The organism is Microbacterium sp. NPDC057407 (genome assembly GCF_042803895.1).
Lineage (GTDB): Bacteria > Actinomycetota > Actinomycetes > Actinomycetales > Microbacteriaceae > Microbacterium.
Genome location: NZ_JBHVCA010000001.1, coordinates 708,182 through 731,792, shown reverse-complemented (window position 1 = coordinate 731,792; position 23,611 = coordinate 708,182). Strand labels below are relative to the sequence as shown.

20 protein-coding genes are annotated in these 23,611 nt (G+C 70.9%); 10 read left to right on the top strand and 10 right to left on the bottom strand.

The genetic code is table 11. From position 1 onward, the window contains the following. Window positions 1-4: 4 nt before the first annotated feature. The 4 genes from ACFUTX_RS03525 to ACFUTX_RS03510 are packed head-to-tail and all read right to left on the bottom strand — an operon-like array spanning window position 5 to window position 6,889. Window positions 5-3,403 (bottom strand): error-prone DNA polymerase, encoded by a 3,399-nt coding sequence (locus ACFUTX_RS03525; RefSeq protein ID WP_378860799.1) that lies wholly within the window; start codon window positions 3,401-3,403, stop codon window positions 5-7. 34 nt (window positions 3,404-3,437) lie between these two features. Next, a complete protein-coding gene (locus tag ACFUTX_RS03520; RefSeq protein WP_378860798.1) occupies window positions 3,438-5,183 on the bottom strand; it encodes a DNA polymerase Y family protein in 1,746 nt (581 codons plus the stop codon). 1 nt (window position 5,184) lies between these two features. Continuing rightward, entirely contained in the window at window positions 5,185-5,934 is a 750-nt protein-coding gene (locus ACFUTX_RS03515; protein ID WP_378860797.1) for a hypothetical protein, read from the bottom strand. A gap of 49 nt (window positions 5,935-5,983) precedes the next feature. Further along, a complete protein-coding gene (locus ACFUTX_RS03510; protein ID WP_378860796.1) occupies window positions 5,984-6,889 on the bottom strand; it encodes an EamA family transporter in 906 nt (301 codons plus the stop codon). A 39-nt stretch (window positions 6,890-6,928) separates the two neighbouring features. On the opposite strand from ACFUTX_RS03510, the gene ACFUTX_RS03505 reads away from it, so the two are divergent. Next, window positions 6,929-7,441, top strand: a complete 513-nt coding sequence (locus tag ACFUTX_RS03505) for a MarR family winged helix-turn-helix transcriptional regulator (RefSeq protein WP_378860795.1) — start codon at window positions 6,929-6,931, stop codon at window positions 7,439-7,441. A gap of 186 nt (window positions 7,442-7,627) precedes the next feature. Here the strand turns inward: ACFUTX_RS03505 and ACFUTX_RS03500 are convergent, their stop codons facing one another. The 3 genes from ACFUTX_RS03500 to ACFUTX_RS03490 all read right to left on the bottom strand — a co-directional run bounded on the left by ACFUTX_RS03500 (window position 7,628) and on the right by ACFUTX_RS03490 (window position 10,301). Then, window positions 7,628-8,125: an HNH endonuclease gene (locus tag ACFUTX_RS03500; protein ID WP_378860794.1), complete on the bottom strand. Its 498-nt coding sequence runs from the start codon at window positions 8,123-8,125 to the stop codon at window positions 7,628-7,630. 362 nt (window positions 8,126-8,487) lie between these two features. Continuing rightward, window positions 8,488-9,432: a M23 family metallopeptidase gene (locus ACFUTX_RS03495; protein ID WP_378860793.1), complete on the bottom strand. Its 945-nt coding sequence runs from the start codon at window positions 9,430-9,432 to the stop codon at window positions 8,488-8,490. A 167-nt stretch (window positions 9,433-9,599) separates the two neighbouring features. Further along, window positions 9,600-10,301 carry a metal-dependent transcriptional regulator gene (locus ACFUTX_RS03490; protein ID WP_378860792.1) on the bottom strand — a complete coding sequence of 234 codons (702 nt, stop codon included), beginning with the start codon at window positions 10,299-10,301 and terminating at the stop codon, window positions 9,600-9,602. A gap of 164 nt (window positions 10,302-10,465) precedes the next feature. Between ACFUTX_RS03490 and serC the strand changes: the two genes are divergently transcribed. Beyond that, window positions 10,466-11,581, top strand: a complete 1,116-nt coding sequence (gene serC / locus ACFUTX_RS03485) for a phosphoserine transaminase (RefSeq protein WP_378860791.1) — start codon at window positions 10,466-10,468, stop codon at window positions 11,579-11,581. Between the two features lie 8 nt (window positions 11,582-11,589). Here serC and ACFUTX_RS03480 read toward each other — a convergent pair whose 3' ends face one another. Continuing rightward, the gene (locus ACFUTX_RS03480; protein ID WP_378860790.1) at window positions 11,590-12,237 is read right to left on the bottom strand and encodes a TetR/AcrR family transcriptional regulator; all 648 of its coding nucleotides are present in this window, start codon (window positions 12,235-12,237) and stop codon (window positions 11,590-11,592) included. Between the two features lie 176 nt (window positions 12,238-12,413). Between ACFUTX_RS03480 and ACFUTX_RS03475 the strand changes: the two genes are divergently transcribed. The 6 genes from ACFUTX_RS03475 (at window position 12,414) to ACFUTX_RS03450 (ending at window position 20,224) form a co-directional block, all read left to right on the top strand. Further along, window positions 12,414-14,069 (top strand): ABC transporter substrate-binding protein, encoded by a 1,656-nt coding sequence (locus ACFUTX_RS03475; protein WP_378860789.1) that lies wholly within the window; start codon window positions 12,414-12,416, stop codon window positions 14,067-14,069. 87 nt (window positions 14,070-14,156) lie between these two features. Further along, entirely contained in the window at window positions 14,157-14,981 is an 825-nt protein-coding gene (locus ACFUTX_RS03470; protein WP_378860788.1) for an ABC transporter ATP-binding protein, read from the top strand. Next, on the top strand, window positions 14,978-15,787 hold the full coding sequence (locus ACFUTX_RS03465; protein ID WP_378860787.1) for an ABC transporter ATP-binding protein: 810 nt from the start codon (window positions 14,978-14,980) through the stop codon (window positions 15,785-15,787). The genes ACFUTX_RS03470 and ACFUTX_RS03465 overlap by 4 nt, the downstream gene beginning before the upstream one ends. Next, the gene (locus ACFUTX_RS03460; RefSeq protein WP_378860786.1) at window positions 15,784-16,863 is read left to right on the top strand and encodes an ABC transporter permease; all 1,080 of its coding nucleotides are present in this window, start codon (window positions 15,784-15,786) and stop codon (window positions 16,861-16,863) included. The genes ACFUTX_RS03465 and ACFUTX_RS03460 overlap by 4 nt, the downstream gene beginning before the upstream one ends. A gap of 2 nt (window positions 16,864-16,865) precedes the next feature. Continuing rightward, window positions 16,866-17,927 carry an ABC transporter permease gene (locus ACFUTX_RS03455; protein ID WP_378860785.1) on the top strand — a complete coding sequence of 354 codons (1,062 nt, stop codon included), beginning with the start codon at window positions 16,866-16,868 and terminating at the stop codon, window positions 17,925-17,927. Continuing rightward, on the top strand, window positions 17,924-20,224 hold the full coding sequence (locus ACFUTX_RS03450) for a glycoside hydrolase family 3 N-terminal domain-containing protein (protein WP_378860784.1): 2,301 nt from the start codon (window positions 17,924-17,926) through the stop codon (window positions 20,222-20,224). The genes ACFUTX_RS03455 and ACFUTX_RS03450 overlap by 4 nt, the downstream gene beginning before the upstream one ends. Before the next feature lie 25 nt (window positions 20,225-20,249). On the opposite strand, the gene ACFUTX_RS03445 is transcribed toward ACFUTX_RS03450, so the two are convergent. Both ACFUTX_RS03445 and ACFUTX_RS03440 read right to left on the bottom strand, forming a co-directional pair. Continuing rightward, window positions 20,250-21,089 (bottom strand): DUF3027 domain-containing protein, encoded by an 840-nt coding sequence (locus ACFUTX_RS03445; RefSeq protein WP_378860783.1) that lies wholly within the window; start codon window positions 21,087-21,089, stop codon window positions 20,250-20,252. Next, complete coding sequence (locus ACFUTX_RS03440) at window positions 21,073-21,456, bottom strand: cold-shock protein (protein ID WP_378860782.1); 384 nt, start codon at window positions 21,454-21,456, stop codon at window positions 21,073-21,075. Before ACFUTX_RS03440 ends, ACFUTX_RS03445 begins: the two co-directional genes overlap by 17 nt. A gap of 133 nt (window positions 21,457-21,589) precedes the next feature. Here ACFUTX_RS03440 and ACFUTX_RS03435 point away from each other — a divergent pair, with 133 nt between their 5' ends. Both ACFUTX_RS03435 and ACFUTX_RS03430 read left to right on the top strand, forming a co-directional pair. Next, window positions 21,590-21,856, top strand: a complete 267-nt coding sequence (locus ACFUTX_RS03435; protein WP_378860781.1) for a multidrug ABC transporter ATPase — start codon at window positions 21,590-21,592, stop codon at window positions 21,854-21,856. Next, window positions 21,857-23,572 (top strand): helicase-associated domain-containing protein, encoded by a 1,716-nt coding sequence (locus ACFUTX_RS03430; protein WP_378860780.1) that lies wholly within the window; start codon window positions 21,857-21,859, stop codon window positions 23,570-23,572. Window positions 23,573-23,611 lie beyond the last annotated feature (39 nt).

The following is a 23,611-nucleotide window of genomic DNA, read 5'->3' as shown; positions in this document are numbered from 1 at the left end:
GTGCTCACCGGAAGTCGCGGGACTGGTGGCGCACACCGACCCTGAGGTCTTCGAACCGGTCGGCGAGCACGTTCGTCACCCCTTCCGGCGAGCGCTCGAGCACGCCGCGGACGATGAGAGCCGGCGCGTCGCGCGCAGCCCGGCGGTACCGGTTCCACACGCCCACCGAGCAGATGACGTTGACGACGCCGTGCTCGTCTTCGAGGTTGAGGAAGGTGACCCCGGATGCTGTGGCCGGCCGCTGCCGATGGGTGACCAGTCCCGCCACTTCGATGCGCCGTCCGGTCTCGTGGGAGCGCAGCTCGCGCGAGGTCAGCACTCCTCGCGCATCGAGCCCCGACCGGTAGTGGGTGAGGGGATGGTCGTCGGTCGACACCCCCGTGGCCCACAGGTCGGCCGCGAGCCGTTCGTAGCTGGTCTGATCGGCGAACAGCGGCGGCTGCACCGACACCAGGGAGTCGGGCAGGAACTCGGGCCGGTCGAGCGCGGCCGCCCCCGCCTGCCAGATCGCTTCGCGCCGGGTGAGGCCGAGTCCGTCGAACGCTCCGGCGGTCGCCAGCGCTTCGACCTGCGCCGCGGTGAGGCTGGTGCGCCGCACGAGGTCGCGCAGGTCACGGTAGGACCCGCCGGCTTCCCGCTCGGCCACGATGCGTTCGGCGACCTTCGTTCCGATGCCTTTCACCGCCGCGAGGCCCAGGCGCACCGAGTACCGTCCGTCGCGGCGGTGGGCGGCGGATTCGTCCGGTGCGTGGATGTCGAAGTCGCCGACCGGCGGCTGGTGCCGAAGGGTGCACGCGTCGAGTCCGGTCGGCCCTCCGGCGTCTGGCTCGACCGGTTCGAGCACCGCTTCGACCCCCGACAGGTGCAGGTCGGGCCGGCGCACCTCCACGCCGTGCCGGCGGGCGTCCGACACGAGGGATGCCGGCGAGTAGAAGCCCATCGGCTGCGCGCGCAGCAGCCCGGCGAGGAACGCGGCCGGATAGTGGAGCTTGATCCACGAGCTGGCGTAGACGAGGAGCCCGAACGACAGCGAGTGCGACTCGGCGAACCCGAAGTTGGCGAACGCCTGGATCTTGGCGTAGATCGCATCGGCTTCGTCGCCGACGAGCCCGTTCTCGGCCATGCCGCGGTAGAGCTTCTCTTTCAAGGACTCGATGCGCTCCACCCCGCGCTTCGAGCCCATGGCCCGGCGCAGCAGGTCGGCGTCTTCGCCGCTGAGCCCGCCGACGGCCATGCCCATCTGCATCAGCTGCTCCTGGAACACCGGGATGCCCAGCGTGCGCTCGAGCACCGGCACCAGCTTCTCGTGGGCGTAGGTCACCGGTTCCATGCCGAGCTTGCGCCGCACGAACGGATGCACGGCGCCGCCCTGGATGGGCCCGGGACGGATCAGCGCGATCTCGATCACCAGGTCGTAGAACCGGCGCGGCTGCAGACGCGGCAACAGCCCCATCTGCGCTCGCGATTCGACCTGGAACACCCCGATCGAGTCCGCCCGGCACAGCATGTCGTAGACCGCCTTCTCCTCTTTGGGAAGGGTCGCCAGCTCCCAGTCCTCGCCCGTGGCGGCGCGGATCATGTCGAAGCAGTACTGGAGGGCGGCGAGCATCCCCAGCCCGAGCAGGTCGAACTTGACCAGCCCCATCCAGGCGGCGTCGTCCTTGTCCCACTGGATCACCGTGCGGTTCTCCATGCGGGCGTGCTCGATGGGAACGACCTCGCCCACCGGGCGGTCGGTGAGCACCATGCCGCCGGAGTGGATGCCGAGGTGCCGGGGGGCTTTGAGCAGTTCGCCGGCGAACTCGAGCACGCGGTCGGGGATGTCGTGACCCGGCCCGGTCTCGAGGTGCGCTCCCCACCCTTCGACCTGCTTCGACCAGGCATCCTGCTGTCCGGGCGAGTGCCCGAGCGCCTTGGCCATGTCGCGGACGGCGTTCTTCGGGCGGTACTGGATGACGTTCGCGACCTGGGCGGCCCGATCGCGCCCGTACCGCCCGTAGACCCATTGGATGATCTCTTCGCGCCGATCGGAGTCGAAGTCGACGTCGATGTCGGGCTCCTCGTCGCGCAGGCTCGACAGGAACCGCTCGAACGGCAGATCGTAGGCGATCGCATCGACGGCGGTGATGTCGAGGAGGTAGCAGATGGCGCTGTTGGCGGCAGAGCCGCGACCTTGGCACAGGATGCCTCGACGCCGCGCCTCCTGCACGATGCCGTGCACGATCAGGAAGTAGCCGGGGAAGTCCTTCATCTCGATCACACCGAGCTCCTTCTCGATGCGGATGCGGTCCTTCTCGGACAGGTCGGGATACTTCCGGGGCACCGCCTCCCAGACGAGGTGCCGCAGCCACGACATGGGCGTGTGGCCGTCGGGAACCTCCTGTCTGGGGAGCGCCGGCTTCGCCCTCCGCAACGGGAAGGCGAGTTCGTCGGCGAGCGTGACCGTGCGGGCGACGGCATCGGGATGCCGCACGAACCGCTCGGCCATCTCGGCGCCCGACCGCAGGTGCGCCCCTGCGTGCGAGGGCAGCCACCCGTCGAGCTCGTCGAGGCCGCGGTTGGCGCGCACCGCGGCGACGGCGGCGGCCAGCAACTGCCGTCGCGGCGCGGCGTAGTGCACGTTGTTGGTGGCCAGCAGCGGCAGTCCGCGTTCCCGGGCGAGGCCGGCGAGCACGTCGTTGTGGCGCGTGTCGAGCGGATTCCCGTGATCGATGAGCTCGACGTGCACGGCGTCGCGCCCGAACAGGTCGACGAGCCGGTCGAGCTCGCGGGCGGCAGCGTCCGGTCCGAGATCGGCGAGCGCGCGACGGACCGCTCCTTTGCGGCATCCGGTGAGCACCGCCCAGTGATCGCGGCCCTGGTCGGCGAGCTCGTCGAGGCGGTAGACCGGCCGCCCCTTCTCGGCGCCCTGCAGCTGCCCGTGGGTGATGGCGCCGGCCAGGCGGTGGTAGCCCTCTTCGCCGCGGGCCAGGACGAGCAGGTGGGCGCCGACGGGATCTGCTTCGCCGTTCTGGGGCGCCGGCAGCTCGAGCGACAGCTCGGCGCCGAACACCGTCTGGAGCCGGAGGTGCTCGGCCGCTTCGGCGAAGCGGACAATCCCGTAGAAGCCGTCGTGGTCGGTGACGGCGAGAGCATGGAGTCCGAGACGCTCGGCCTCTTCGGCGAGCTCTTCGGGCGACGATGCGCCGTCGAGGAACGAGAACGACGAGTGCGCGTGCAGCTCGGCGTAGGGAATCGCGTCGACGGGGCGGGCGATGCCCGGTGCGACGTACGGCCCGCGCTTGTGCGACCAGGCCGGACTGTCTCCGCCGTCGGCACCGGCCGGCCGGCCGGACGGGCGACGCCGATCGCTCAGCACGCGCTCCATCTCGGACCACGGCACCGAGGGGTTGTTGAAGCCCATCGGTCACCACCGCCCGGTGCGCCCGCGACGCGTGTCAGTCATAGGTGGCCTCCGCCGTCCAGGAGTCGCCCTCGCACACCAGCAGCCATGCGCCGCCGTCGGCATCGACGACCTGGAACCGGTGGGCGCGACGTGAGCGCGCGGCATCCCACGACCTCTCGACCACCGGCCACGGACCCGCCCACGCCTCGATCGCGCGCCGCCGCCCGCTCTCGACGAACGTGGCGGGCACGGCCGACACGCTCCCCCGCTCGTCGACGTCGATGATCTCGCCGCCGAGCGCTCGGACGTCGACCGGGATCGGCTCGGCGAACACCGTCGCCGGCAGCGGGTCGGGCAGGCTTCCCGGCCAGGGCCGGGCGCGCTGCGCGGCGAGCCCGTCGGGACCTTTCGCGTGCCGGTCGCCCCACGGCACCATAACCTGCCGTTCGATCAGCCAGCGTCCCCCGCCGATCGACGGGGTGAGCACGCCCCGATGCCCCAGCATCGCCTGCACGCGAGACAGGGCGTGATGCACCTTCTCTTCGGGACCGCCGCCGAAGATCGCCGGCGCGTGGTGCGACGCGGCATCGACCGCCTCGGGAGAGATGCGCACCAGCGCCACGCCGCTGCGCAGACCCTCGGTGGTCTCTGCGAGCTGCCACCGGACGCGGTCGACGACGGCGGCGGCGTCGAACGAGCCGGGATGCAGCCACACGCGCTCGCTGCGCTCGCCCCGATCGCCGACGAGTTCGACCCGCAGCTCGGTGCACACCAGGTCGACGGCCCCCAGACCCGCGATGAAGTCGTCTGCGGTGACACGCATGCCGAACGCGACCTGATCGGCGATCTCGAGGGGCGGCTCGAACGCGATCTCACGATGCAGCTCGGGCGGCGGGGTGCGCGGTTCGACCGGGCGGGAGTCGCGTCCGCCGGCGAGGGCGTGAAGCCGGATGCCTCGCTCCCCGAACCGCTCGCGCACCCGATCGGGGGCCATGGCCGCGAAGTCGCCGAGGGTCTGCACTCCCAGCCGGGCGAGGAGCCCCACGAGGTCGTCGGACGCGGAAGCCGACGATACGCCTCCGAGGGAAGAGGCGTCGAGCACCGCGACCGGCAGCGGTGCGAGGAAGCCCGCGGCGCCGCCGGCGGGGACGACGCACACGGCCTCGACCGCGCTCGTGCCGCACTTCGCCGCCTGCTCGGCGGTGAACGGGCCGTCGGCGATGCCCGCGCGAACGTCGGTGAGACCGAGGTCGTGGAGCATGTCGAGCAGCACCTTCGCCGCGGCGGACTCGCCGCCGTAGTAGCGGGCCGGGCCGCGTGCGCGCAGCGCGCACAGGCCTGGCCGCACCAGCTGCACGCCGGGGGCTCGCTCTTCGAGCGCCGCGACGATCGGCGCGAAAGCACGGTGGTCGCGGCCGGGATCCGCCGGCACGACCATCAGGCCGGGGCAACGCGCCTGGGCATCGCGGCGGCGCTGCCCCCGCCGCACGCCCTCCGCACGGGCGGCCGCCGAGCATGCCGTCACGAGGTTGCGCTCGATGACGGCGATCGGTCGCGCGGCAGCGAGAGAAGGACCTTCGTCGGGATCGGCGTCCGGGTCGGGATCGGCGTCCGGGTCGGGGGTGGCGTTCGGGTCGGGGGTGCTCGCGGGCCGGGTCGCGGCGCCGGGCCGCGTCTCGACCGCGGATCGGCCTTTCGCGCCCGGGCGCTTCGCCGCGCGAGCCTCGTGGAGCAGAGCGGTGACGGGCCAGTCGGGAAACCAGAGCACGAGGCTCCGCACGGGTGCGTCGACGGCCATCTCAGCCCACCGCCCTCGCCTCGAGCGGCATGACGTCTCGGCCGATGCCCCAGCGCTCGTCGGCACGGTCGGGCACGGCGGCGAGCGTCGGCACCGCCTCTGCCGCCACGGCGATCGCTCCGGTGGCGTCGGGCAGCATGACACGCGCCCGGCGCGCACGCGGCCATCGGCGGCTCGACGCGGTGATCGTCACCGTGCGGCCGGAGAGATAGCCGTGCCCACGGCCCACTCCCGTCCACTCCGGCGCGTCGAGTTCGAGCACCGCCTCGGCTTGCGGCCAGGGCCCCTGCACGAGGAGCACCGCACCGCGGTCTCGCAGCCGTGCCGCCAACCGGGAGATCTCGCCGTCGGGGGCGCGCCCGGCAGGGCGGACGGCCACCACCGGCAGCACCTCGGCGACCGTGGCGGTGACCGCGAGCCATCGCGGACCCGGCTCGGGGATGAGCACGAGCCGCGACAGGTCGACGCCCAGGCGTTCGGCAGCCTCAGCGCCGAGCCGAGGCATCCCCACCACTCCGCACCAGGAGCCGGACTGCGACGGCTGAGCGAGCAGCCCGAGGAGCAGCGACGTCGAGCGCGAGAGAGAATAGGCAGCGCCCGGACGCAACCCGCCGCCCGGAAGCAGGGAGGCCAGAGCGGGATGCACGGGCAGAACCGGCGCATCCAGGCGACGGCCCTGGACCCGCTCGAGCTGCGCGCGGAGGGAGGCCACATCTCCCGCCACGCCGGCTCGATCGCGCACTGCCGTCATTCGATCATCCTAGAATCTTTGTTCTAATGATTCAATCCCGAGGATGACGTTACTTCGTACTTCCGACAGTCTCATTCCATCGTGCCGACTCCGTCGGCCCGCCGACCCGAGCGGGCAGGGCACCGAGCACCACCCCCGCGAGAACAAGGGCGACGCCGACCGCCTGGGCCGGCCCGATCGCCTCCCCCGCCACCAGCACCCCGAGCGCCACACCCGTCACGGGGTTGAGCAGCCCGATGATGCCGACCGCTCCCGGCGTCAGATGCCGCAGTCCTGCGAACCAGGCGGCGTAGGCCAGCGCCGTCGCGACGAGAGCCACATAGGCGAAGCCCGCCGCCGACCCGGCCGTGAGGACCGGCGGCGCGCCTTCGACCGCCACGGCGACCGGCAGCAGCACCGCCGACCCCGCGACGAGCTGCCACGCCGTCATGGGGAGGGCGGGAACAGCCGCGCCCCACTTGGCGGTCAGCACGAAGCCCACCGACGATGCCACCATCGCCCCGAGGGACGCCGCCACACCCCAGGGGTCGACTCCGGAGAGGTCGACCCCGAGCATCACCCCGACCCCGACCAGACCGATGCCCGCACCGGCGACCGCCGCGGCCCGCGGTCGCCGACCGAGCATGAGCCACGCGAACAGCAGCATGCACGCCGCCGAGGTCGACATCAGCGTGGCGGCGAGGCCCGAGGGCAGGCGCTGTCCTGCCACGTAGACGAGCACGAAGAACCCGCCGACGTTGAGGGTGCCCAGAAGGAGAGACCGCCACCACCACGATCCCCGCGGCAGCACCCGCGCCGCCGCGAGCACGATCAGCCCCGCAGGCAGCGCTCGCAGCACTCCGCCCCACAGCGGCGACTCGGGCGGGAGCAGGTTCCGCGTCACCACATAGGTGCTGCCCCATGCGATGGGCGCCACCGCCGTGATCGCGATCCATCGCCATCGTTTATCTTCCACGGAAGATACTTTATCTTACCGGGAAGATAAAGTGGATCCATGAATGCCGCCACCCCCGCTCCCGTCGATCGCGTCGCCGAGATCATGGCGGCGTGGGAGCGCGAGCGCCCCGACCTCGACTCCTCTCCCCAGGGCGTGATCGCGCGACTGCACCGCGTGGCGCTCGCTCTGACCGAGCGACTCGTCGCGGTCTACGCGCAGTTCGACCTCTCGGAGGGCGAGTTCGACGTTCTCGCGACCCTCCGCCGCGCCGGCGAGCCGTACGAGCGAGCGGCCGGCGACCTCGCCGACCACACCCTGGTCACCACGGGCGGGCTCACCAAGCGCGTTGACCGGCTGGAGGCGCGGGGACTCGTGGAGCGCCGGGTCGAGGCATCCGACGCCCGCCGGCGCCTCGTGCGCCTCACTCCGGCCGGACGCGACCTCATCGACCGCGCGTTCACCGCGCACCTCGCGAACGAGCATCGGCTGCTCGACGAGCTGGGGTCAGCGGATGCCGCGGCCCTCGAGCCGATCCTCGCCCGCTGGCTCACCCTGCTCGACCCCCGCTGAGCGCGCCCCCTGCACCAGCCGGCACCCGGGCGGGGCGTGCACAACGTGGGCGCCGCGACGACATCGCGGGCCCGAGGCATCCGTCACCGTCCTGTGGTTCGGCGATCGCCGACATTGTGCACCGCAGGCGGCGGGCACCCCACCGACACCCGCCGCGGAACCGCGACCGCTGCGACCGGCGACAGGTCAGGCGGCCAGTGCCAGGTACGGCTCCCACCGGGGGTCGGTGCGCTCGGTGCCGCGGACAGTCCACTGTGCGCCGCGCGGGGGGTGCGGCGTGAACCGCAGCTCCCAGTTCATCTCCTGCGGCGTGCGGTCGCCCTTGACGTTGTTGCAGCGCAGGCAGCACGCGACGAGGTTCTCCCACGAATCGCCGCCGCCGCGCGACCGGGGCAGGACGTGGTCGATCGTCGAGGCCGACGCCCCGCAGTAGGCGCAGCGATGCGCGTCGCGCCGCAGCACGCCTCGGCGCGTGACCGGCACCCGTCGCCCGCCGGGAACGCGGACATACCGGGTCAGGATGATCACCGCCGGGCGATCATAGGCACGTCTCGTGCCCCACACGGGATCGCCATCGGTGTGCTCGATGACAGTGGCTTTCTCATTCATCACCAGCACGAGAGCTCGCTTGAACGAAACGACGGCGAGCGGCTCATAGCCCGCGTTCAGCACCAGAGTGCGCATTGATCATCCTCTCGAATGGCCGGGACGGCTTCTCGGTTATTCGACTTGCGCGACGATCGATCTGCGCAGGGGCATGAAAAAAGGCGCTGTCTCTACAGACAGCGCCCTGGAACCACGGCAATGCCGCGGTGTCCGCTCGTGCAATGCCGGAGGACGAGGCGTCCGAGCGCATCCATGGTGCGGATGCGTGGTGTGTCGCCCATCGGCTCCCTCCGCTTCTCTCAGCGTCGGACTCAGGCTAACGCACCGGAGAGCGGCGAGGGCCGCAGCGCTCGGTGAACGCCCCGTGGCGTGTCGGGGAACGCAGGACTCCCCCCGCCCGAGAGCGAGGGGAGCCGGATGCTGCGACCAGGCGCGCCGGGTCAGCCGGCGTTGGACTGGAGCCAGGCGTACGGGTCGACATTCGACCCGTTGATGTACGTCTCGAAGTGGAGGTGGTTCGCCGTGGACCGACCGGTGCTGCCGACGAGGCCGATGATCTGGCCCGCCTGCACGGTCTGCCCGGGAACGACCTGGCGGCTGCCGTAGGTCATGTGACCGTAGAGCGTGCCGACGCGCTGCCCGTTGATGACGTGGTCGATGGTGACGGCGACACCGTAGCCGCCGTAGCTCTCTTGCGACACCTTGACCACACCGGCCGCCGCAGCGTAGATCGGCGTACCGGCGGGAGCGAGCATGTCGACGCCCATGTGCGCGCCGCCGCGCGTGCCGAAGCCCTCACCGAGCGTGTAGGCGGCGAGCGGCCAGCGGACCGCACCCGATCCCGGGGCCACCATGCTGAGGTCGACCTGGATCGTCGAGGCGACACTCGCCGAGAGCCGAGCACGCTCGGCTGCCGCCGCCGCAGCCGCCTCAGCGGCCTTCTTCTTCGCGATCTCTTCCGACGTCGTCGCCGAGTAGCTCTGACGGGACAGCTGCGTGGCGTTGACGTCGGAGCCCACGACGAGCGACTGCGCGTCGTCGACCGCCATCTGCTGAAGCGTGACCGACTCTTCGGACTTGAGCACGCCCGCGAAGGCGGGCAGTGCCGTCACCGCGACCAGGCCGCCGACCATGCTCAGCACGACGAGGCTGCGCAGCTGCTTCGCCGCACGCTTCGGCGCGGTCGTCGCGGGACGCACCGCCGCCTTCTCGGGCTTGCTCGCGGCGGGCGGGGCCGCCTTCTGACGACGCGCGGGGGCGCGGCGTGCGCGACTGCGTCTGGTCAGACTGGTCGTCTCGGTCTCGGACTCGCTCGCGAGCGACTCGTTCTCTTCAGCCAAACTGTCCTCCGGCGCCTCGGCGCCGGAGCGCTGGCTCGTCGGCATTCGGTGTCGGGGCACGGTATGCGGGCTTCACCGCGCGGACGACGAGCCACGGAGGCAATCCGTGCGGGGTCCTGTCGGCGGGCTTCTCGCCGGGTGGACTGTTCGAGGCTACCCGAAGGTAACGAATATGTCACGCTCCGGGCCTGGCAGATGCCTGGGCATGTGGGCTACCGGCGGTCGTCGACCAGGAAGATGTGCGAAGCCACCTCGACCGGCAGCTCCAGGCCCTCGTCGCTGCCGTTCATCTGCACCAGGACGTACCCCTCGTTGTAGCGGTAGTCGCCGGTGGCACCGGGCACGACGCCGGCTCCCTTGAGCTGCTGCAGCAGCTCGGGATCGACCTGCGCCGGCTCGGCGAGCCGGCGGACGGTGCCGGAGATCGGCTCGCCGGCCTCGTTGAGACGGCGGACGAGCCCGACCACTCCCTGCTCGAACTGGGTCGCCGGAACGTCTCCGAGCTGATCGAGACCGGGGATCGGGTTGCCGTAGGGCGACTCGGTCGGGTGGCCGAGGAGCTCGACGAGACGGCGCTCGACCTGCTCGCTCATCACGTGCTCCCACCGGCAGGCCTCTTCGTGCACGTAGGCCCAGTCGAGTCCGATCACGTCGGACAGCAGCCGCTCGGCGAGCCGGTGCTTGCGCATGACGTCAACTGCCTTCTGTCGGCCGTCGTCGGTGAGCTGAAGACTGCGGTCCTCGGTCACGACGACCAGTCCGTCGCGTTCCATGCGCCCGATGGTCTGCGACACCGTCGGCCCCGAGTGCCCCAACCGCTCGGAGATGCGTGCGCGCAGCGGCACGATGTTCTCCTCCTCGAGCTCGAGGATGGTGCGCAGGTACATCTCGGTGGTGTCGATGAGATCGGTCATATCGCGAGGTCCTCGGATCGAAAGTCGGGTTAGGACAGCCTATCTTGGCGTGCCGACGCGCCGGCCCATCGGGTCCGCGGGACGCGCGCGCACTGCCCGGCCGCCTCCCGTCACCCCGCGTCACGCGATCGGGGCCGATCCGACGCGCGACCTAGAATCGAGCCATGCCCCACGTCACGCTGCCCCGTGAGATCCTGCCCGCCGACGGACGCTTCGGCTGCGGCCCTTCGAAGGTGCGCCCGGAGCATCTCGCGGCCCTCGCCGGCCCGGGAGCCGCGCTGCTGGGCACCTCGCACCGCCAGGCGCCGGTGAAGGATCTCGTCGGACAGGTGCGCGCGGGCCTCGCCGAGCTCTTCCGCCTGCCGGCCGGGTACGAGATCATCCTCGGGAACGGGGGCTCGACCGCGTTCTGGGATGCCGCGGCCTTCGGCCTGATCGAGAAGCGCAGCCAGCACCTCGTGTTCGGCGAGTTCGGCGGCAAGTTCGCCGCAGCGGCGAAGACCCCGTGGCTCGAGGCGCCGGACGTGCGCGAGGTCCCCGCCGGCACGCGCACGAACGCCGAGGCGGTCGAGGGCGTCGACGTCTACGCGTGGCCGCACAACGAGACCTCGACGGGGGTCGCCGCACCCGTGACGCGCGTCGCGGGCGATGACGGCGCACTCACCGTCATCGATGCCACCAGCGCTGCCGGGGGCATCGACTTCTCGATCCACGAGGCCGACGTCTACTACTTCGCCCCCCAGAAGAACCTCGGGTCGGACGGGGGTCTGTGGTTCGCCGCGGTGTCCCCCGCGGCGATCGACCGCATCGAGCGGGTCGCGGCATCCGGTCGGTACATCCCCGAGTTCCTCAGCCTCAAGAACGCGCTCGACAACTCGCGGCTGAACCAGACCCTGAACACTCCGGCGCTCGCGACGCTGTTCCTCCTGGACCGTCAGCTGGACTGGATCCGCGACAACGGCGGCCTGCAGTGGGCAGACGCGCGGACGCGCGAGTCGTCGCAGGCGCTGTACGACTGGGCCGAGGCATCCGCCTTCGCGACCCCGTTCGTCCGCGAGCCCGCCGATCGCTCCCCCGTCGTGGTGACCATCGACTTCGACGAGTCGGTCGATGCCGCCGCGGTGGCGAAGAGCCTGCGGTCGAACGGCATCGTCGACACGGAGCCGTACCGCAAGCTCGGCCGCAATCAGCTGCGCGTGGCGACCTTCGTCTCGATCGACCCCGCCGACGTGCGTCAACTGATCGCGTCGATCGACTACACGGTCGAGCGTCTCGGCTGAGGCCGGCGTCAGCCCCGCTCGGCGGCGACCAGCGGTGACGCTGCCGGCGTCAGCACCGATGCGACGATCGCCTCGATGGCGAACTCGGTGGCTCGTCCCAGGTCGAGCGCGGTGGGGTCGAGCAACCACTGCACCTGGAGGCCGTCCATGACGGCGAGGATGCTGGTGGATGCCTCGGCCACCGTCTCGGGCGCGTCGATACCGCGCTCGGCGCAGGCGACCGCGAACGCGTGCGCGACCTCGCCGCGGAGCGTCTCGTAGCGCTTCTGGAAGAACTCCCTGCCCGGATGATCGGCCGTCACGGACTCGGCGGAGAGCACCGCGTACGCCTGGACGATGCCGGGCCGCTCGGCATTCGCGAACGCGGTGCGCACGAGGTGCCGGAACAGGTCCATCCCATCGGGGATGTGCTGCTCGGCAAGGTCGGCGACATCCGTCTCGTCACGATGCTGGAGCACCTCGAGAAGGAGGGCGTCCTTCGAGCCGAAGTGGTGCAGGATTCCGGCGTGCGTCATGCCCACCTGATCGGCGATCTCCTGCAGGGTGCCGCCGGTGAATCCCTTCGCGCCGAAGATCTCACTGGCCGCGTCGAGGATGTCGCGACGCCGCGCGAGAGTCTCGGGGCGCGAACGCGGCTGTCTGCGCTGCTCGGTCACTGGCTTCCGCCCTCTCGACTCATCCGGCGGATCAAGATTCTACGCACGCCCTCGACACCGCGGGATACGTGGTTGCAATAGTTACTTACTTGATTGTAAGTTGATCCCGCAATCACCCCACGACGTCGAGGTCGCTCCCGTGAGCACGCCGTCGTGCCCATCACGAAGGAGAAGCAATGAGGCTCAGGTCCTCCCTCGTCGCCGTCGGCCTCGCCGCGGCGATCGTGCTGACCGGCTGCGCAGCCGGCGGCACCGACTCCGGCACATCCGAACCGGGTGCCGCCCTCACGATCGCCAAGCCGGACGGGGCGATCACCACCGAATCGAACAACCCGTACCTGGGCGACTCGTCGGCCTCGAAGTACGCCTACGGGAAGGTCATCTTCGAGTCGCTCGCTCTCGTCAACCCCACCGGCGACCTCGGCACGACTCCGTGGCTGGCGGAGTCGGTGGAATGGAACGACGACTACACGCAGCTGGTCGCGAAGGCGCGGAGCGGTGTGACATGGAGCGACGGGGAGGAGTTCACCGCCGACGACATCGCGTTCTCGTTCAACCAGGTCCTCGACGGAAAGCTCAACGACACGAACGCCCTCGACATCAAGAGCGTCAGCGTCGACGGCGACACGGTCACCATCGACTTCAACAGCTCCAAGTTCACGCAGCAGGCGCGCGTGCTGCACTTCCAGATCGTGCCCGAGCACATCTGGAAGGACATCGACGACCCCAACACCGACCCCCTCACCGGCGAAGGCCAGGTCGTGGGCACCGGACCCTATGTGCTCGACTCGTGGACCACCGAGGCGGTCACCCTCACGGCGAATCCCGACTACTGGGGCGGCGACCTCGCAGTGCCCGAGCTGCACTACGTCTCGTACGGCGACAATGCGGCGCTCACCACCGCCCTCGCGACCGGAGAGGCCGACTGGGCGCAGGCGTTCATCCCGCAGATCGAGGACAGCTATCTGTCGGCCGACCCCGACAACAAGTTCCTGGCCTCGCCGACCGCGGGCGCGGGGACGCTCTTCATGAACCTGCAGACGAAGCCGTTCGACGACCCGGCGCTCCGCGAGGCACTGGCGTGGACGATCGACCGCCAGGCGTACGTCGACATCGCGCGCGAGGGCGCGAGCGAGCCGATCTGGAGCGTCACCGGGCTCGGCGACCTCCTCGAGGGCGAGATCCTGCCCGAGTACGCGGGCCAGAACTACTCGGTCGACATCGACAAGGCTCGCGAGATCCTGACGGACGCCGGGTACACGTGGGAGGGCGAGACCCTCATCGACCCCGACGGGGAGCCGGTCTCGTTCTCCATCTCGGTGCCCGCGGGCTGGAGCGACTGGAACACCGAGCAGGCGCTGATCGCCGAGGAGCTCAAGGAGGGCCTCGGCATCGAGGTCAAGGTCGATCAGCCGGACTGGGGCGGGTGGGACGCCGCGCGCCAGGAGGGCACCTTCCAGGCGATCATCCACTGGCTGGAAGACACCGGCAACGCCTACGGCCTGTACACGTCGACGATGGACCCGAAGTGGATCGTCGACGGGAAGGCGGCGTTCAACTTCGGCCGCTTCGACGACCCGGCGGTCACCGAGGCGCTGAACACGTACGCCAACGCGGCCTCCGATGCGGACCGTGAGGCCGCGCTCGAGGTCATCCAGACGGCGTTCGTCGAGAACGTGCCGGCGATCCCGCTCGGAGCCCACCCGCTCCTGGGCGAGTTCAACACCCGCAACTACGTCGGCTGGCCGTCCGAGGACGACCCGTACGCGTCGGCCGACCCGACGCAGCCGGCGGTCGTGCAGATCCTCACCGAGCTGCAGCCCGCCGAGTGATCCGTTGCGGCGGACGGATGCTGCAGCCGCGGCATCCGTCCGCCGTACATTCCGCCTCCCCTCCCCTGTGAAAGCGAGCACATCGCGATGAGAGATTCGCTGCTCTCCGTCGACGACTTCTCGGTCGTCTACGACGTCGACCCGCCGGTGAGGGCGGTGAAGAACGTCACTCTCGACCTGCAGCGGGGAGAGATCCTCGGGTTGGCCGGTGAGAGCGGGTGCGGCAAGACCACCCTCGCCTACGGGGTGCAGCGCCTGCTGAAGCCGCCCGCGGTGATCACGAGCGGCTCGGTGGTGTTCCACGACGCGGGCGGCGCGGACATCGACATCAGCCGGCTGGAGCCGGAGGAGATGCGCCGCTTCCGCTGGGACAAGGTCTCGATGGTGTTCCAGGGAGCGATGAACTCGCTCAACCCGGTGACGACCGTCGGGTCCCAGCTCGAGGACGTCTTCGAGGTGCACCGGCCGGGATTCTCGCGCCGCGAACGACGCACGGCCGTAATCGAGCTCCTGGAGATCGTGAAGGTCGGCGCGCAGCGCTACCGGTCGTACCCGCACGAGCTCTCCGGCGGCATGCGCCAGCGGGTGATGATCGCGATGGCGCTGGCGCTGCGCCCCCAGCTGATGGTCATGGACGAGCCGACGACCGCGCTCGATGTGCTGGTGCAGCGCGAGATCCTGCGGCAGATCTCGCAGCTGCGGCACGAGTTCGGGTTCTCGGTGATCTTCATCACCCACGACCTGCCGCTGCTGCTGGAGATCAGCGATCGCATCGCGATCATGCGGGAGGGGGAGATCGTGGAGCTGGACACCGCCGAGCGGATCTGGACCGACCCGCAGGACGAGTACACGCGCACGCTGCTCGCCTCCTTCCCCCGACTCACCGGTGAGAGAGGGGTGGTCCACCGATGACCGTTCTCGAGTTCGACGCCGTCACCAAGGTCTACGCAGTCCGCGGGGCCGGACAGCTCAAGGCACTGGACGACGTCAGCTTCACGCTGCGGTCGGGGCAGACGATCGGCCTCGTGGGCCAGTCCGGCAGCGGGAAGTCGACCATCGCGAAGATCCTCACCCAGCTCGAGCGCCCGACGAGCGGCGAGGTGCGGCTCGACGGGCAGCCCATCCCGCGCCGCGGCCCGGGCCTCCGCGCCTACCGGCAGCAGCTGCGCATGGTGTTCCAGGATCCGTTCGCGTCGCTGAACCCGTACCACTCCATCCGCTACGCGATTCAGCGGCCGCTGCAGCTCGACGACGTCGTCCCCCGCGACCAGGTGGACGACGAGGTGCGCCGCCTTCTCGAGCGAGTGCGCCTCGACGCCGACCGCATCATCGACCGGCGACCGCACGAGCTCTCGGGCGGGCAGCGCCAGCGCGTCGCGATCGCCCGGGCTCTGGCATCCCGTCCCCGTCTGCTCGTTGCGGACGAGCCCGTGTCGATGCTCGACGTGTCGATCCGCCTCGGGGTGCTGAACCTGCTCGCCGACCTGCAGCGGGAGGAGGGACTGGGTGTGCTGTACATCACCCACGACCTCGCCACGGCCCGTCACTTCAGCGACGAGATCCTCGTCCTCAACCAGGGGCGCGTCGTGGAACGAGGGCCCGCCGACGACGTGATCCTGCGCCCGCAGAACCCGTACACACGCGAGCTGCGCGCGGCGTCACCCGATCCCGACACCTTCTTCGCACGCGCGGCCGGAGCAGCAGGAGGTTCCCGATGAGCGCCGTCGCGCCTCAGATCCCCGGGTCGGAGTTCGACGCCGTCGAGGCAGGGACCACCGCCACGCGTGCCGTGACGGGCCGCGCGCGCATCCCCTGGCGATTCCTCGGCGGGCGCGCCCTGTTCTACCTCTTCACGCTGTGGGCGGCCATCACCATCAACTTCTTCCTGCCGCGTCTGATGAAGGGAGACGCGGTCACGGCGTACCTGGCGCGCAACCGCAACGTCACCCCCGAGGCCGCGGAGGCACTCCGCTCCCTCCTCGGGCTCGACACCGATGCATCGCTGTCGCAGCAGTACCTCGACTACTGGGGGCTCCTCCTGCGCGGCGACCTCGGCATCTCGCTGCTCCACGGGATGCGACCCGTCAGCGAGGTCGTCGGCCAGTCCCTCATCTGGACGGTCGGCCTGGTGGGCTTCGCCACGCTCGTCGCCTTCGCGATCGGCACCGTCGGCGGAGCGATCATCGGCTGGCGTCGCGGCAGCCGGCTCGACGCGCTCATCCCGATCACGACGTTCCTCAGCACCATCCCCTACTTCTGGCTCGGTCTCGTCGCCATCGCGGTGTTCTCGGTGATGCTCGGGTGGTTCCCCATCGGCAAGGCGTACGGGGTGGGGGTCACGCCCGAATGGTCCGCCGAATTCATCGGAGACGTCATCCACCACGGCTTCCTTCCCGCGGCGACGATCATCATCGCCTCCCTCGGCGGCTGGATGCTCGGCATGCGCAACATGATGCTCACCGTGCTCGACGAGGACTACGTCACCGTCGCGCAGGCCAAGGGCATGCCGAACCAGCGTGTGCTGTGGCGGTACGCGGCCCGCAACGCCGTGCTGCCGCAGATCCAGAGCTTCGCGCTCGCACTCGGGTTCATCGTGGGCGGGACGATCGTCATGGAGGTGGTCTTCAGCTACCCGGGCGTCGGCAAGCTGCTCCTCGACGCGACCAACGCGAAGGACTACGCGCTGATGCAGGGGGTCTTCCTCGTCATCACGATCTCGGTGCTGCTCGCCAACCTCCTGGCCGACATCGCCTACGCCTTCCTCGACCCCCGCACCCGGCAGACGGAGGCCTGAGCATGGACACCATCACCGACCCCACCACGCCGAAGCCCTCCGCGGGCGCGCCGGCGACGGCGACGCTGCGCGCCGCCTCCCCCGTCACCGCGGCAGCCGCGAGGCGGCCCCGGTTCTGGTCGAAGCTCCGCTCGGCCTTCGCGATGTTCGGCAACGGCAAGTCGATCACGGGGCTTGCGATCCTCGCGTTCTTCGTCCTCGTGGCGATCTTCGCCGATCTGCTCGCACCGTATCCGCCGACGAAGGTCGACAACACCGCGCGGTTCCAGCCGCCCTCCGCCGCCCACTGGCTCGGCACCACCCACATCGGCGAGGACGTCCTCAGCCAGGTGATCCACGGCACCCGCGGCGTGATCGTCGTGGGCTTCCTCGCCGCCGCCATCGCGACGGTGATCGCGATCGTCGTCGGCGTCATGTCTGGGTATCTCCGCGGGTGGCGGAGCGAGGGCCTGTCGGCGCTCACGAACGTGTTCCTCGTCATCCCCGGCATCCCGCTCATCATCATCGTCGCCACGATCGTGGAGGATCCGCCGCTGTGGGTGATCGCCACGGTGCTCGGCCTCATCGGATGGGCGTGGGGCGCCCGCGTGCTCCGCGCGCAGACGATGTCGCTGCGCAACCGGGACTTCGTGCAGGCCGCCCGCGCGAACGGCGAGCCGCTGCACCGCATCATCACCGTCGAGATGCTGCCGAACCTCATGGCGCTGATCGCGGCCAGCTTCGTCGGGACGGTGACCGCGGCGATCATCGGCCTCACGACGCTGTCGTACATCGGCATCATCCCCGTCACCACCTACAACTGGGGCACGATCCTGAACTGGGCCAGCGCGCAGGGCGCCTTCCGTCAGGGCCAGTGGTGGTGGTTCCTCCCTCCCGGGCTGTGCATCGCTGCGATCGGCGTCGCCCTGTCCCTCATCAACTTCGGGATCGACGAATACGTCAATCCCCGCCTGCGCTCCGCCGGAGAACGGGCACGCGCCCTCAAGAAGAAGGGCATGAACGTCAACGACACCGTCACGGCCGTCCGTGCGTCGCCCGAGACGACCCGACAGGAGAATCAGTGACCCACGACGCGCCCTACCTCGACGACAGCCGTCCGATCGAGGAGAGGATCGCCGACCTGCTGGCGCGCATGACGCTCGAGGAGAAGGTCGGGCAGATGCTCCAGCTCGACGCCCGCGAAGACCTCGACGACCAGGTCCTCCGCATGCACGCCGGCTCGATCCTGCACGCCTCCCCCGCGCGCGTCCTGCGTGCCCGGGACCTCACCCTGCAGACGCGCCTGCGCATCCCCCTCCTGGTCGCCGAGGACTGCATCCACGGACACGCGTTCTGGGAGGGCGGCACGGTGTTCCCGACGCAGCTCGGGATGGCCGCGACGTGGGATCCCGACCTCGTGGAGCGGGTCGCGCGCGCGACGGCCGCGGAGGTGTCGGCGACCGGCATCCACTGGACGTTCTCGCCCGTCCTGTGCATCGCCCGCGACCTGCGGTGGGGGCGGGTGGACGAGACCTTCGGCGAGGATCCGCACCTCATCGGCGAGCTCGCCTCGGCGATGGTGCGCGGCTACCAGGGTGGCGGCCTGGACGACCCGGACGCGATCCTCGCGACCGCGAAGCACTTCGCCGGCTACTCCGAGACCCAGGGCGGCCGCGACGCGAGCGAGGCGGACATCTCCCGCCGCAAGCTCCGCTCCTGGTTCCTGCCGCCGTTCGAGCGGGTCGCGCGCGAGGGATGCCGCACCTTCATGCTCGGCTACCAGACCACGGACGGCGTGCCGATCACGGTCAACGACTGGCTGCTCAACGACGTGCTGCGAGGCGAGTGGGGGTACACCGGCACGCTCGTCACCGACTGGGACAACGTGGGCCGCATGGTGTGGGAGCAGAAGGTGCAGCCGGACTACGCGCACGCCGCCGCGGCCGCGGTTCGGGCCGGCAACGACATGGTGATGACCACTCCCGGGTTCTTCCACGGTGCGCGCGAGGCGATCGAGCGCGGACTCCTGGCCGAGAGCGACCTGGACCGCGCGGTGGCGCGGATCCTGCGCCTGAAGTTCGAGTTCGGGCTCTTCGAGAACCCGCGCCTTCCCGACGCCGAGCGCATCGAGGGCACGATCGGAAGCGACGCGCACACCGCGCTGAACCTCGAGACGGCGCGGCGGTCGCTCGTCCTCCTCGACAACGACGGCACGCTGCCGCTCCCGGCCGACGACCGCCCGCGCCGCATCGCGGTGGTCGGCCCGCTCGCCGACGACGCGCAGACCCAGCTCGGCGACTGGGCCGGGTCGTCCGGCCAGGTCGACTGGCTGCCCGACGGTCAGCCGCGTGCCCTCATCACGACGGTGCTGGACGGGATCCGGGCGCACGCCCCGTCGACCTGGGACGTCTCGTTCGCACGGGGCGCCGGCATCCTGACCCTCGAAGAGGACCCCGAGGGCGCGTTCTTCCCCGACGGCCAGCCGCGGCCGCAGGTCGTCGTGCCGGTGGCGCCCGACCCCGCGCTCATCGCGGAGGCGGTGGAAGCCGCCGAAGCGGCGGACTACGTCGTGGCGGTGCTGGGCGATCGGGTGGAACTCGTCGGCGAAGGGCGCTCGACCGCGACCCTCGAGCTGCTCGGCGGGCAGCAGGCCCTGCTCGAGGCGCTGGCCGGGACCGGCACTCCCCTGATCGTGGTGCTGCTCGCGTCGAAGCCGCTCGTGCTTCCGGCTTCGGTGGCGGATGCCGCGGCCCTGGTCTGGGCGGCGAACCCCGGCATGCAGGGCGGGCGCGCGGTCGCCGAGCTCGTCTTCGGCCTTATCGAGCCGTCCGGCCGCCTGCCGATCTCGTTCGCCCGGCACGTCGGACAGCAGCCCACGTACTACAACCAGCTGCGCGGCCAGCACGGCACCCGCTACGCCGACCTCACGCAGAGCCCCGCGTACGCGTTCGGCGAGGGCCTCTCGTACACCACCGTCGAGTACTCCGACCTGCGGGTCGAGACGGCGGACCTCGACGCGTCCGACACGCTGCGGGCGACCGTCACGGTGCGCAACACGGGGGCTCGTCCGGCACGAGAGGTGGTCCAGGCCTACGTCAGGGACCGTGTGACGTCGGTCAGCTGGGCCGACAAGGAGCTCAAGGGGTTCACCGTCGTCGACGTCGAGCAGGGCGCCGCGGTGACGGTGGAGCTGGCGATCCCGGTCGCCGACTGCACGATCGTGGATGCCGACGGCCGCCGGGTCGTCGAACCCGGGGAGTTCGAGCTGCTGGTGGGGCCCTCGTCACGCGACGAGACCCTTCTCGGCGCGACCTTCACGGTGTCGGCGCCGGCGACGGCGCACGCGGTCGAGTTCGCGGCGTCGGCCGCCCTCACCCCTTGAGGGTCGGGGGCGGCGGCGCGGAAAGTCACTCCTCCGCGTCGTCGTCCTCGTCAGACGCGTCCTCGTCCTCGTCAGACGCGTCCTCGTCCTCGTCAGACGCGTCGTCGTCCTCGTCAGACGCGTCGTCGTCCTCGTCGAAGCCGTCCTCGTCGTCGACGTCATCGTCCTCGTCGTCGTCGTCGAAGTCGTCGTCCTCGGACTCGTCGAGGTCGACGTCATCGTCGAGGTCGCTCGACTCGACCTCGTCGTCCGTCTCCGCGTCGCCCTCGCCGGACCCGACGGCGCTGGCGTCGAGTTCGTCGATGTCGACGCCGTCGACGTCGCCGGCATGCAGGATCGGCGAGCCGTCGTCGTCGAAGTCGGCAGCGTCGAGGTCGTCGACGTCGTCGAGGTCGGTCGCATCGTCGTCGACCTCGGCGTCGAGGTCGTCGCGCGCTGCTTCGGCGAGCGCCGTCTGCGCCGCCTGGTACTCGGCCAGGCGCACCGCCCAGGGCACCCATTCGGGCGCGAGGAGGGCATCGTCGCCGGGGAGCAGCTCCACCTCGAGCACCGTCGGCTCGGATCCGTCGACGCGTGCGAGGGAGACGGTCCAGAACCATCCGGGATACCCCGCGAGGCGGTTGTGGAATCGCAGCGACACCACGCCATCGGCTTCGACCCGGTAGTCGGCGGGGTCGCCGATCGTCGGGGCCGGGGTGATCTCGCGCAGCGCGGCGAGCGCGAGGTCGTGCGCCTCGAGCAGCGACGGGTCGGGATCGCCGATCGGCGCTGCGAGGACGCCGACGCCCTCAGCCGCTTCGTCGTTCTCGACCTGCGGCGACGTCTCCTCGTCGGGGATGCCGACGGGGTCAGGCGTCGAGTTCATCGGCCACCTTGCGCAGCACCGCAGCGACCTTCTTGGCGTGCGAGCCCGAAGGATAGCGCCCGCGCCGCAGGTCGCCGCCGATGCCGTCGAGCAGCTTCACGAGGTCTTCGACGATGATCGCCATATCGTCGGCCGGCTTGCGGGAACGCTTGGCGAGGCTGACGGGGGCTTCGAGGACCCGCACCGAGAGCGCCTGCAGGCCGCGCTTGCCGTCGGCCACGCCGAACTCCAGCCGCGTGCCCGCCTTGGGCGGAGCGGCGCCGGCGGGCAGGGCCGTGGCGTGCAGGAAGACGTCCTGGCCGTCATCGGTGGTGATGAAGCCGAACCCCTTCTCCTCGTCGTAGAACCTGACCTTGCCGGTGGGCATGGAAACCTCGCTGGGTACGGCGCCGGAAGGCGCGGGCATGACGGAACACGGATCCGGAGATCCCGCCTTCCAGCCTACGGCAAGGGCCACGCCCGGTGCCGCCGGGCCACCGCCTGGGGATAGGCTGAAGCGGATGAGCACGCACACTCCCGGCGAGGACGTCCCCGTCCGGCGGATCGACCGCATCCTGGCCTTCATGTCGCTGGGTCTGCTGGTGCTGTCGATCGTCTGCTTCTTCGCCATCATGATCGGGTCGGCATCCGGCGCCGACATGAGCGGCGGGGTCTGGCCGCTGATCGGCGTGGTGGTCTACATCGCGCCGATCGTCGCGTTCGCCCTCATGCTGGCCGTCCTCATCATGAGCTTCGTGCGAAGGGCTCGGGCCAACCGAGGGGGCTGAGTGGTCTCCGACGAGCGCGCGCTCGCGACCTGGCTCGCCGGTCGCGACGACCATGAGCTGGCCGCGACGCTCGCCGCTCGCGCCGTGCCCGCCACCGCGCCATGGCACGACTTCTTCGACGCCTCCGAAGCGCTGCTGGATGCCGCATCCATCGATCGTGCGCTCAGCAGGCTTCCGCGCACGGCGCTCTCCGAACTGCGCTCGGGCCGCCCCCTTTCGCACCCGCTTCTGAGCCGCCTGGCGCTCATCGACGACGGAGGACGCCTGTTCGGTCCCGTCGCCGACCGGGTGGACGCCCTGGCGACCACGCGGCCGGACGCCTTCACTCCGCACCCCGAGGCCGATCCTCCCGCGCCGGCGGGCGATCGCGAGGCGGCCACCGCCGCCGAGCGGGCGTTCACGACGGCGGCCTCCCTCGCCGATGTCCTGCTGGCGTGCCTGCACGCGCCGTTCCCGCGCACCGGGTCCGGCACCGTGGCAGCCGCCGAGCGGAAGCGGCTGGTCGAGACCGGCGCGCTGGGCGACGACGACGATCTCGAGGATCTGCTCATCGCAGCGGCGGCCGCCGGACTGGCCGTGGCCGCGGACCGACTGTGGGAGGTGACCACGGCGGGTGAGGACTGGCTGCAGGCGCCCTCGCCGGAACGCTGGGCGCGGATCGCCGAGGGGTTCCGCTTCGCGCTGCCCGCCGGACTCCGCACGCCCGACGGAGGGGTCGTCGCGCCGGCCACGTGGCCCGACGCCTATCCGCTCGACCCTGAATGGCCGGCGAAGGTGTGGCAGATCAAGCGCATCGGCACGCAATGGGGTCTCATCGGGACCGGCGGCACCGAGTTCGCCTGGACCCGTGCGCTGCGCGAAGGCGCCCCGGCCGACCCGTCCGGCCTCGCCGCGCACCTGCCGGCCGAGATCGACCGCGTGTACCTGCAGGCCGACCTCACCGCCATCGCGCCGGGGCCGCTCGCTCCCGCCCTCGACCTGCGCCTGCGAGGCATCGCGCTCCGCGAGTCCCGCGCGCAGGCTTCCACCTACCGGTTCACCGCCGCCTCGCTCGGCGCGGGCATGACCGAGGGCGAGACGGCGGCCTCGATCAGGGAGTTCCTGTCGAGCCTGTCGCTGACCGGCATCCCGCAGCCCCTCGAATACCTGATCGACAGCACCGCCGCCCGGCACGGCCTGGTGCGCGTCGGCGAGGACCCGGCGTCGGGCCGGTCGATCGTGTCGACGCCCGACCGCGCGCTGCGCGACACCATCGCCGTCGATCAGGCGCTGCGCCCCCTGGGACTCGTCCGCGACGGTGACGGGCTGATCTCCCGCGCTTCGCGCGACGCGGTGTACTGGACGCTGGCCGACGCCCGCTACCCCGTCGTCGCCGTCGACGCCGACGGCGCGCCCGAGCTGGTGCGTCGACGCTCGGCGGCGCCGACCGCGGCCGCTCCGCAGGCCCCGGAGCGCACGTACGAGCGCCTCATCTCCGCGCTGCGCAGCGGACACGGCACCGATGGCGAGGAAGGCTGGCTGGGTCGAGAGCTCGAGCAGGCGGTGCGGGCACGCAGCGAGATCGTCGTGGTGGTCCGCATGCCGGACGGGTCGGAGCGCTCGCTCACCCTGGAGGCATCGGGCTTGGGCGGCGGGCGGCTGCGCGGCCGTGACCGGGCGGCCGACATCGAGCGGACACTGCCGGTGTCGAGCATCATGAGCGTGCGCCCCGCCTGAGCGCCGTCGATCCGGTTTCAGCGACGGCAACTAGACTGG

What these genes read in the sequence shown, in the direction of transcription:
- ACFUTX_RS03525 (WP_378860799.1), bottom strand. Translation starts at nt 3,403, where the DNA reads ATGGGCTTCAACAACCCCTCGGTGCCGTGGTCCGAGATGGAGCGCGTG.
- ACFUTX_RS03520 (WP_378860798.1), bottom strand. Translation starts at nt 5,183, where the DNA reads ATGGCCGTCGACGCACCCGTGCGGAGCCTCGTGCTCTGGTTTCCCGAC.
- ACFUTX_RS03515 (WP_378860797.1), bottom strand. Translation starts at nt 5,934, where the DNA reads ATGACGGCAGTGCGCGATCGAGCCGGCGTGGCGGGAGATGTGGCCTCC.
- ACFUTX_RS03505 (WP_378860795.1), top strand. Translation starts at nt 6,929, where the DNA reads ATGAATGCCGCCACCCCCGCTCCCGTCGATCGCGTCGCCGAGATCATG.
- ACFUTX_RS03500 (WP_378860794.1), bottom strand. Translation starts at nt 8,125, where the DNA reads ATGCGCACTCTGGTGCTGAACGCGGGCTATGAGCCGCTCGCCGTCGTT.
- ACFUTX_RS03495 (WP_378860793.1), bottom strand. Translation starts at nt 9,432, where the DNA reads ATGCCGACGAGCCAGCGCTCCGGCGCCGAGGCGCCGGAGGACAGTTTG.
- ACFUTX_RS03490 (WP_378860792.1), bottom strand. Translation starts at nt 10,301, where the DNA reads ATGACCGATCTCATCGACACCACCGAGATGTACCTGCGCACCATCCTC.
- serC (WP_378860791.1), top strand. Translation starts at nt 10,466, where the DNA reads ATGCCCCACGTCACGCTGCCCCGTGAGATCCTGCCCGCCGACGGACGC.
- ACFUTX_RS03475 (WP_378860789.1), top strand. Translation starts at nt 12,414, where the DNA reads ATGAGGCTCAGGTCCTCCCTCGTCGCCGTCGGCCTCGCCGCGGCGATC.
- ACFUTX_RS03470 (WP_378860788.1), top strand. Translation starts at nt 14,157, where the DNA reads ATGAGAGATTCGCTGCTCTCCGTCGACGACTTCTCGGTCGTCTACGAC.
- ACFUTX_RS03465 (WP_378860787.1), top strand. Translation starts at nt 14,978, where the DNA reads ATGACCGTTCTCGAGTTCGACGCCGTCACCAAGGTCTACGCAGTCCGC.
- ACFUTX_RS03460 (WP_378860786.1), top strand. Translation starts at nt 15,784, where the DNA reads ATGAGCGCCGTCGCGCCTCAGATCCCCGGGTCGGAGTTCGACGCCGTC.
- ACFUTX_RS03455 (WP_378860785.1), top strand. Translation starts at nt 16,866, where the DNA reads ATGGACACCATCACCGACCCCACCACGCCGAAGCCCTCCGCGGGCGCG.
- ACFUTX_RS03445 (WP_378860783.1), bottom strand. Translation starts at nt 21,089, where the DNA reads ATGAACTCGACGCCTGACCCCGTCGGCATCCCCGACGAGGAGACGTCG.
- ACFUTX_RS03440 (WP_378860782.1), bottom strand. Translation starts at nt 21,456, where the DNA reads ATGCCCACCGGCAAGGTCAGGTTCTACGACGAGGAGAAGGGGTTCGGC.
- ACFUTX_RS03435 (WP_378860781.1), top strand. Translation starts at nt 21,590, where the DNA reads ATGAGCACGCACACTCCCGGCGAGGACGTCCCCGTCCGGCGGATCGAC.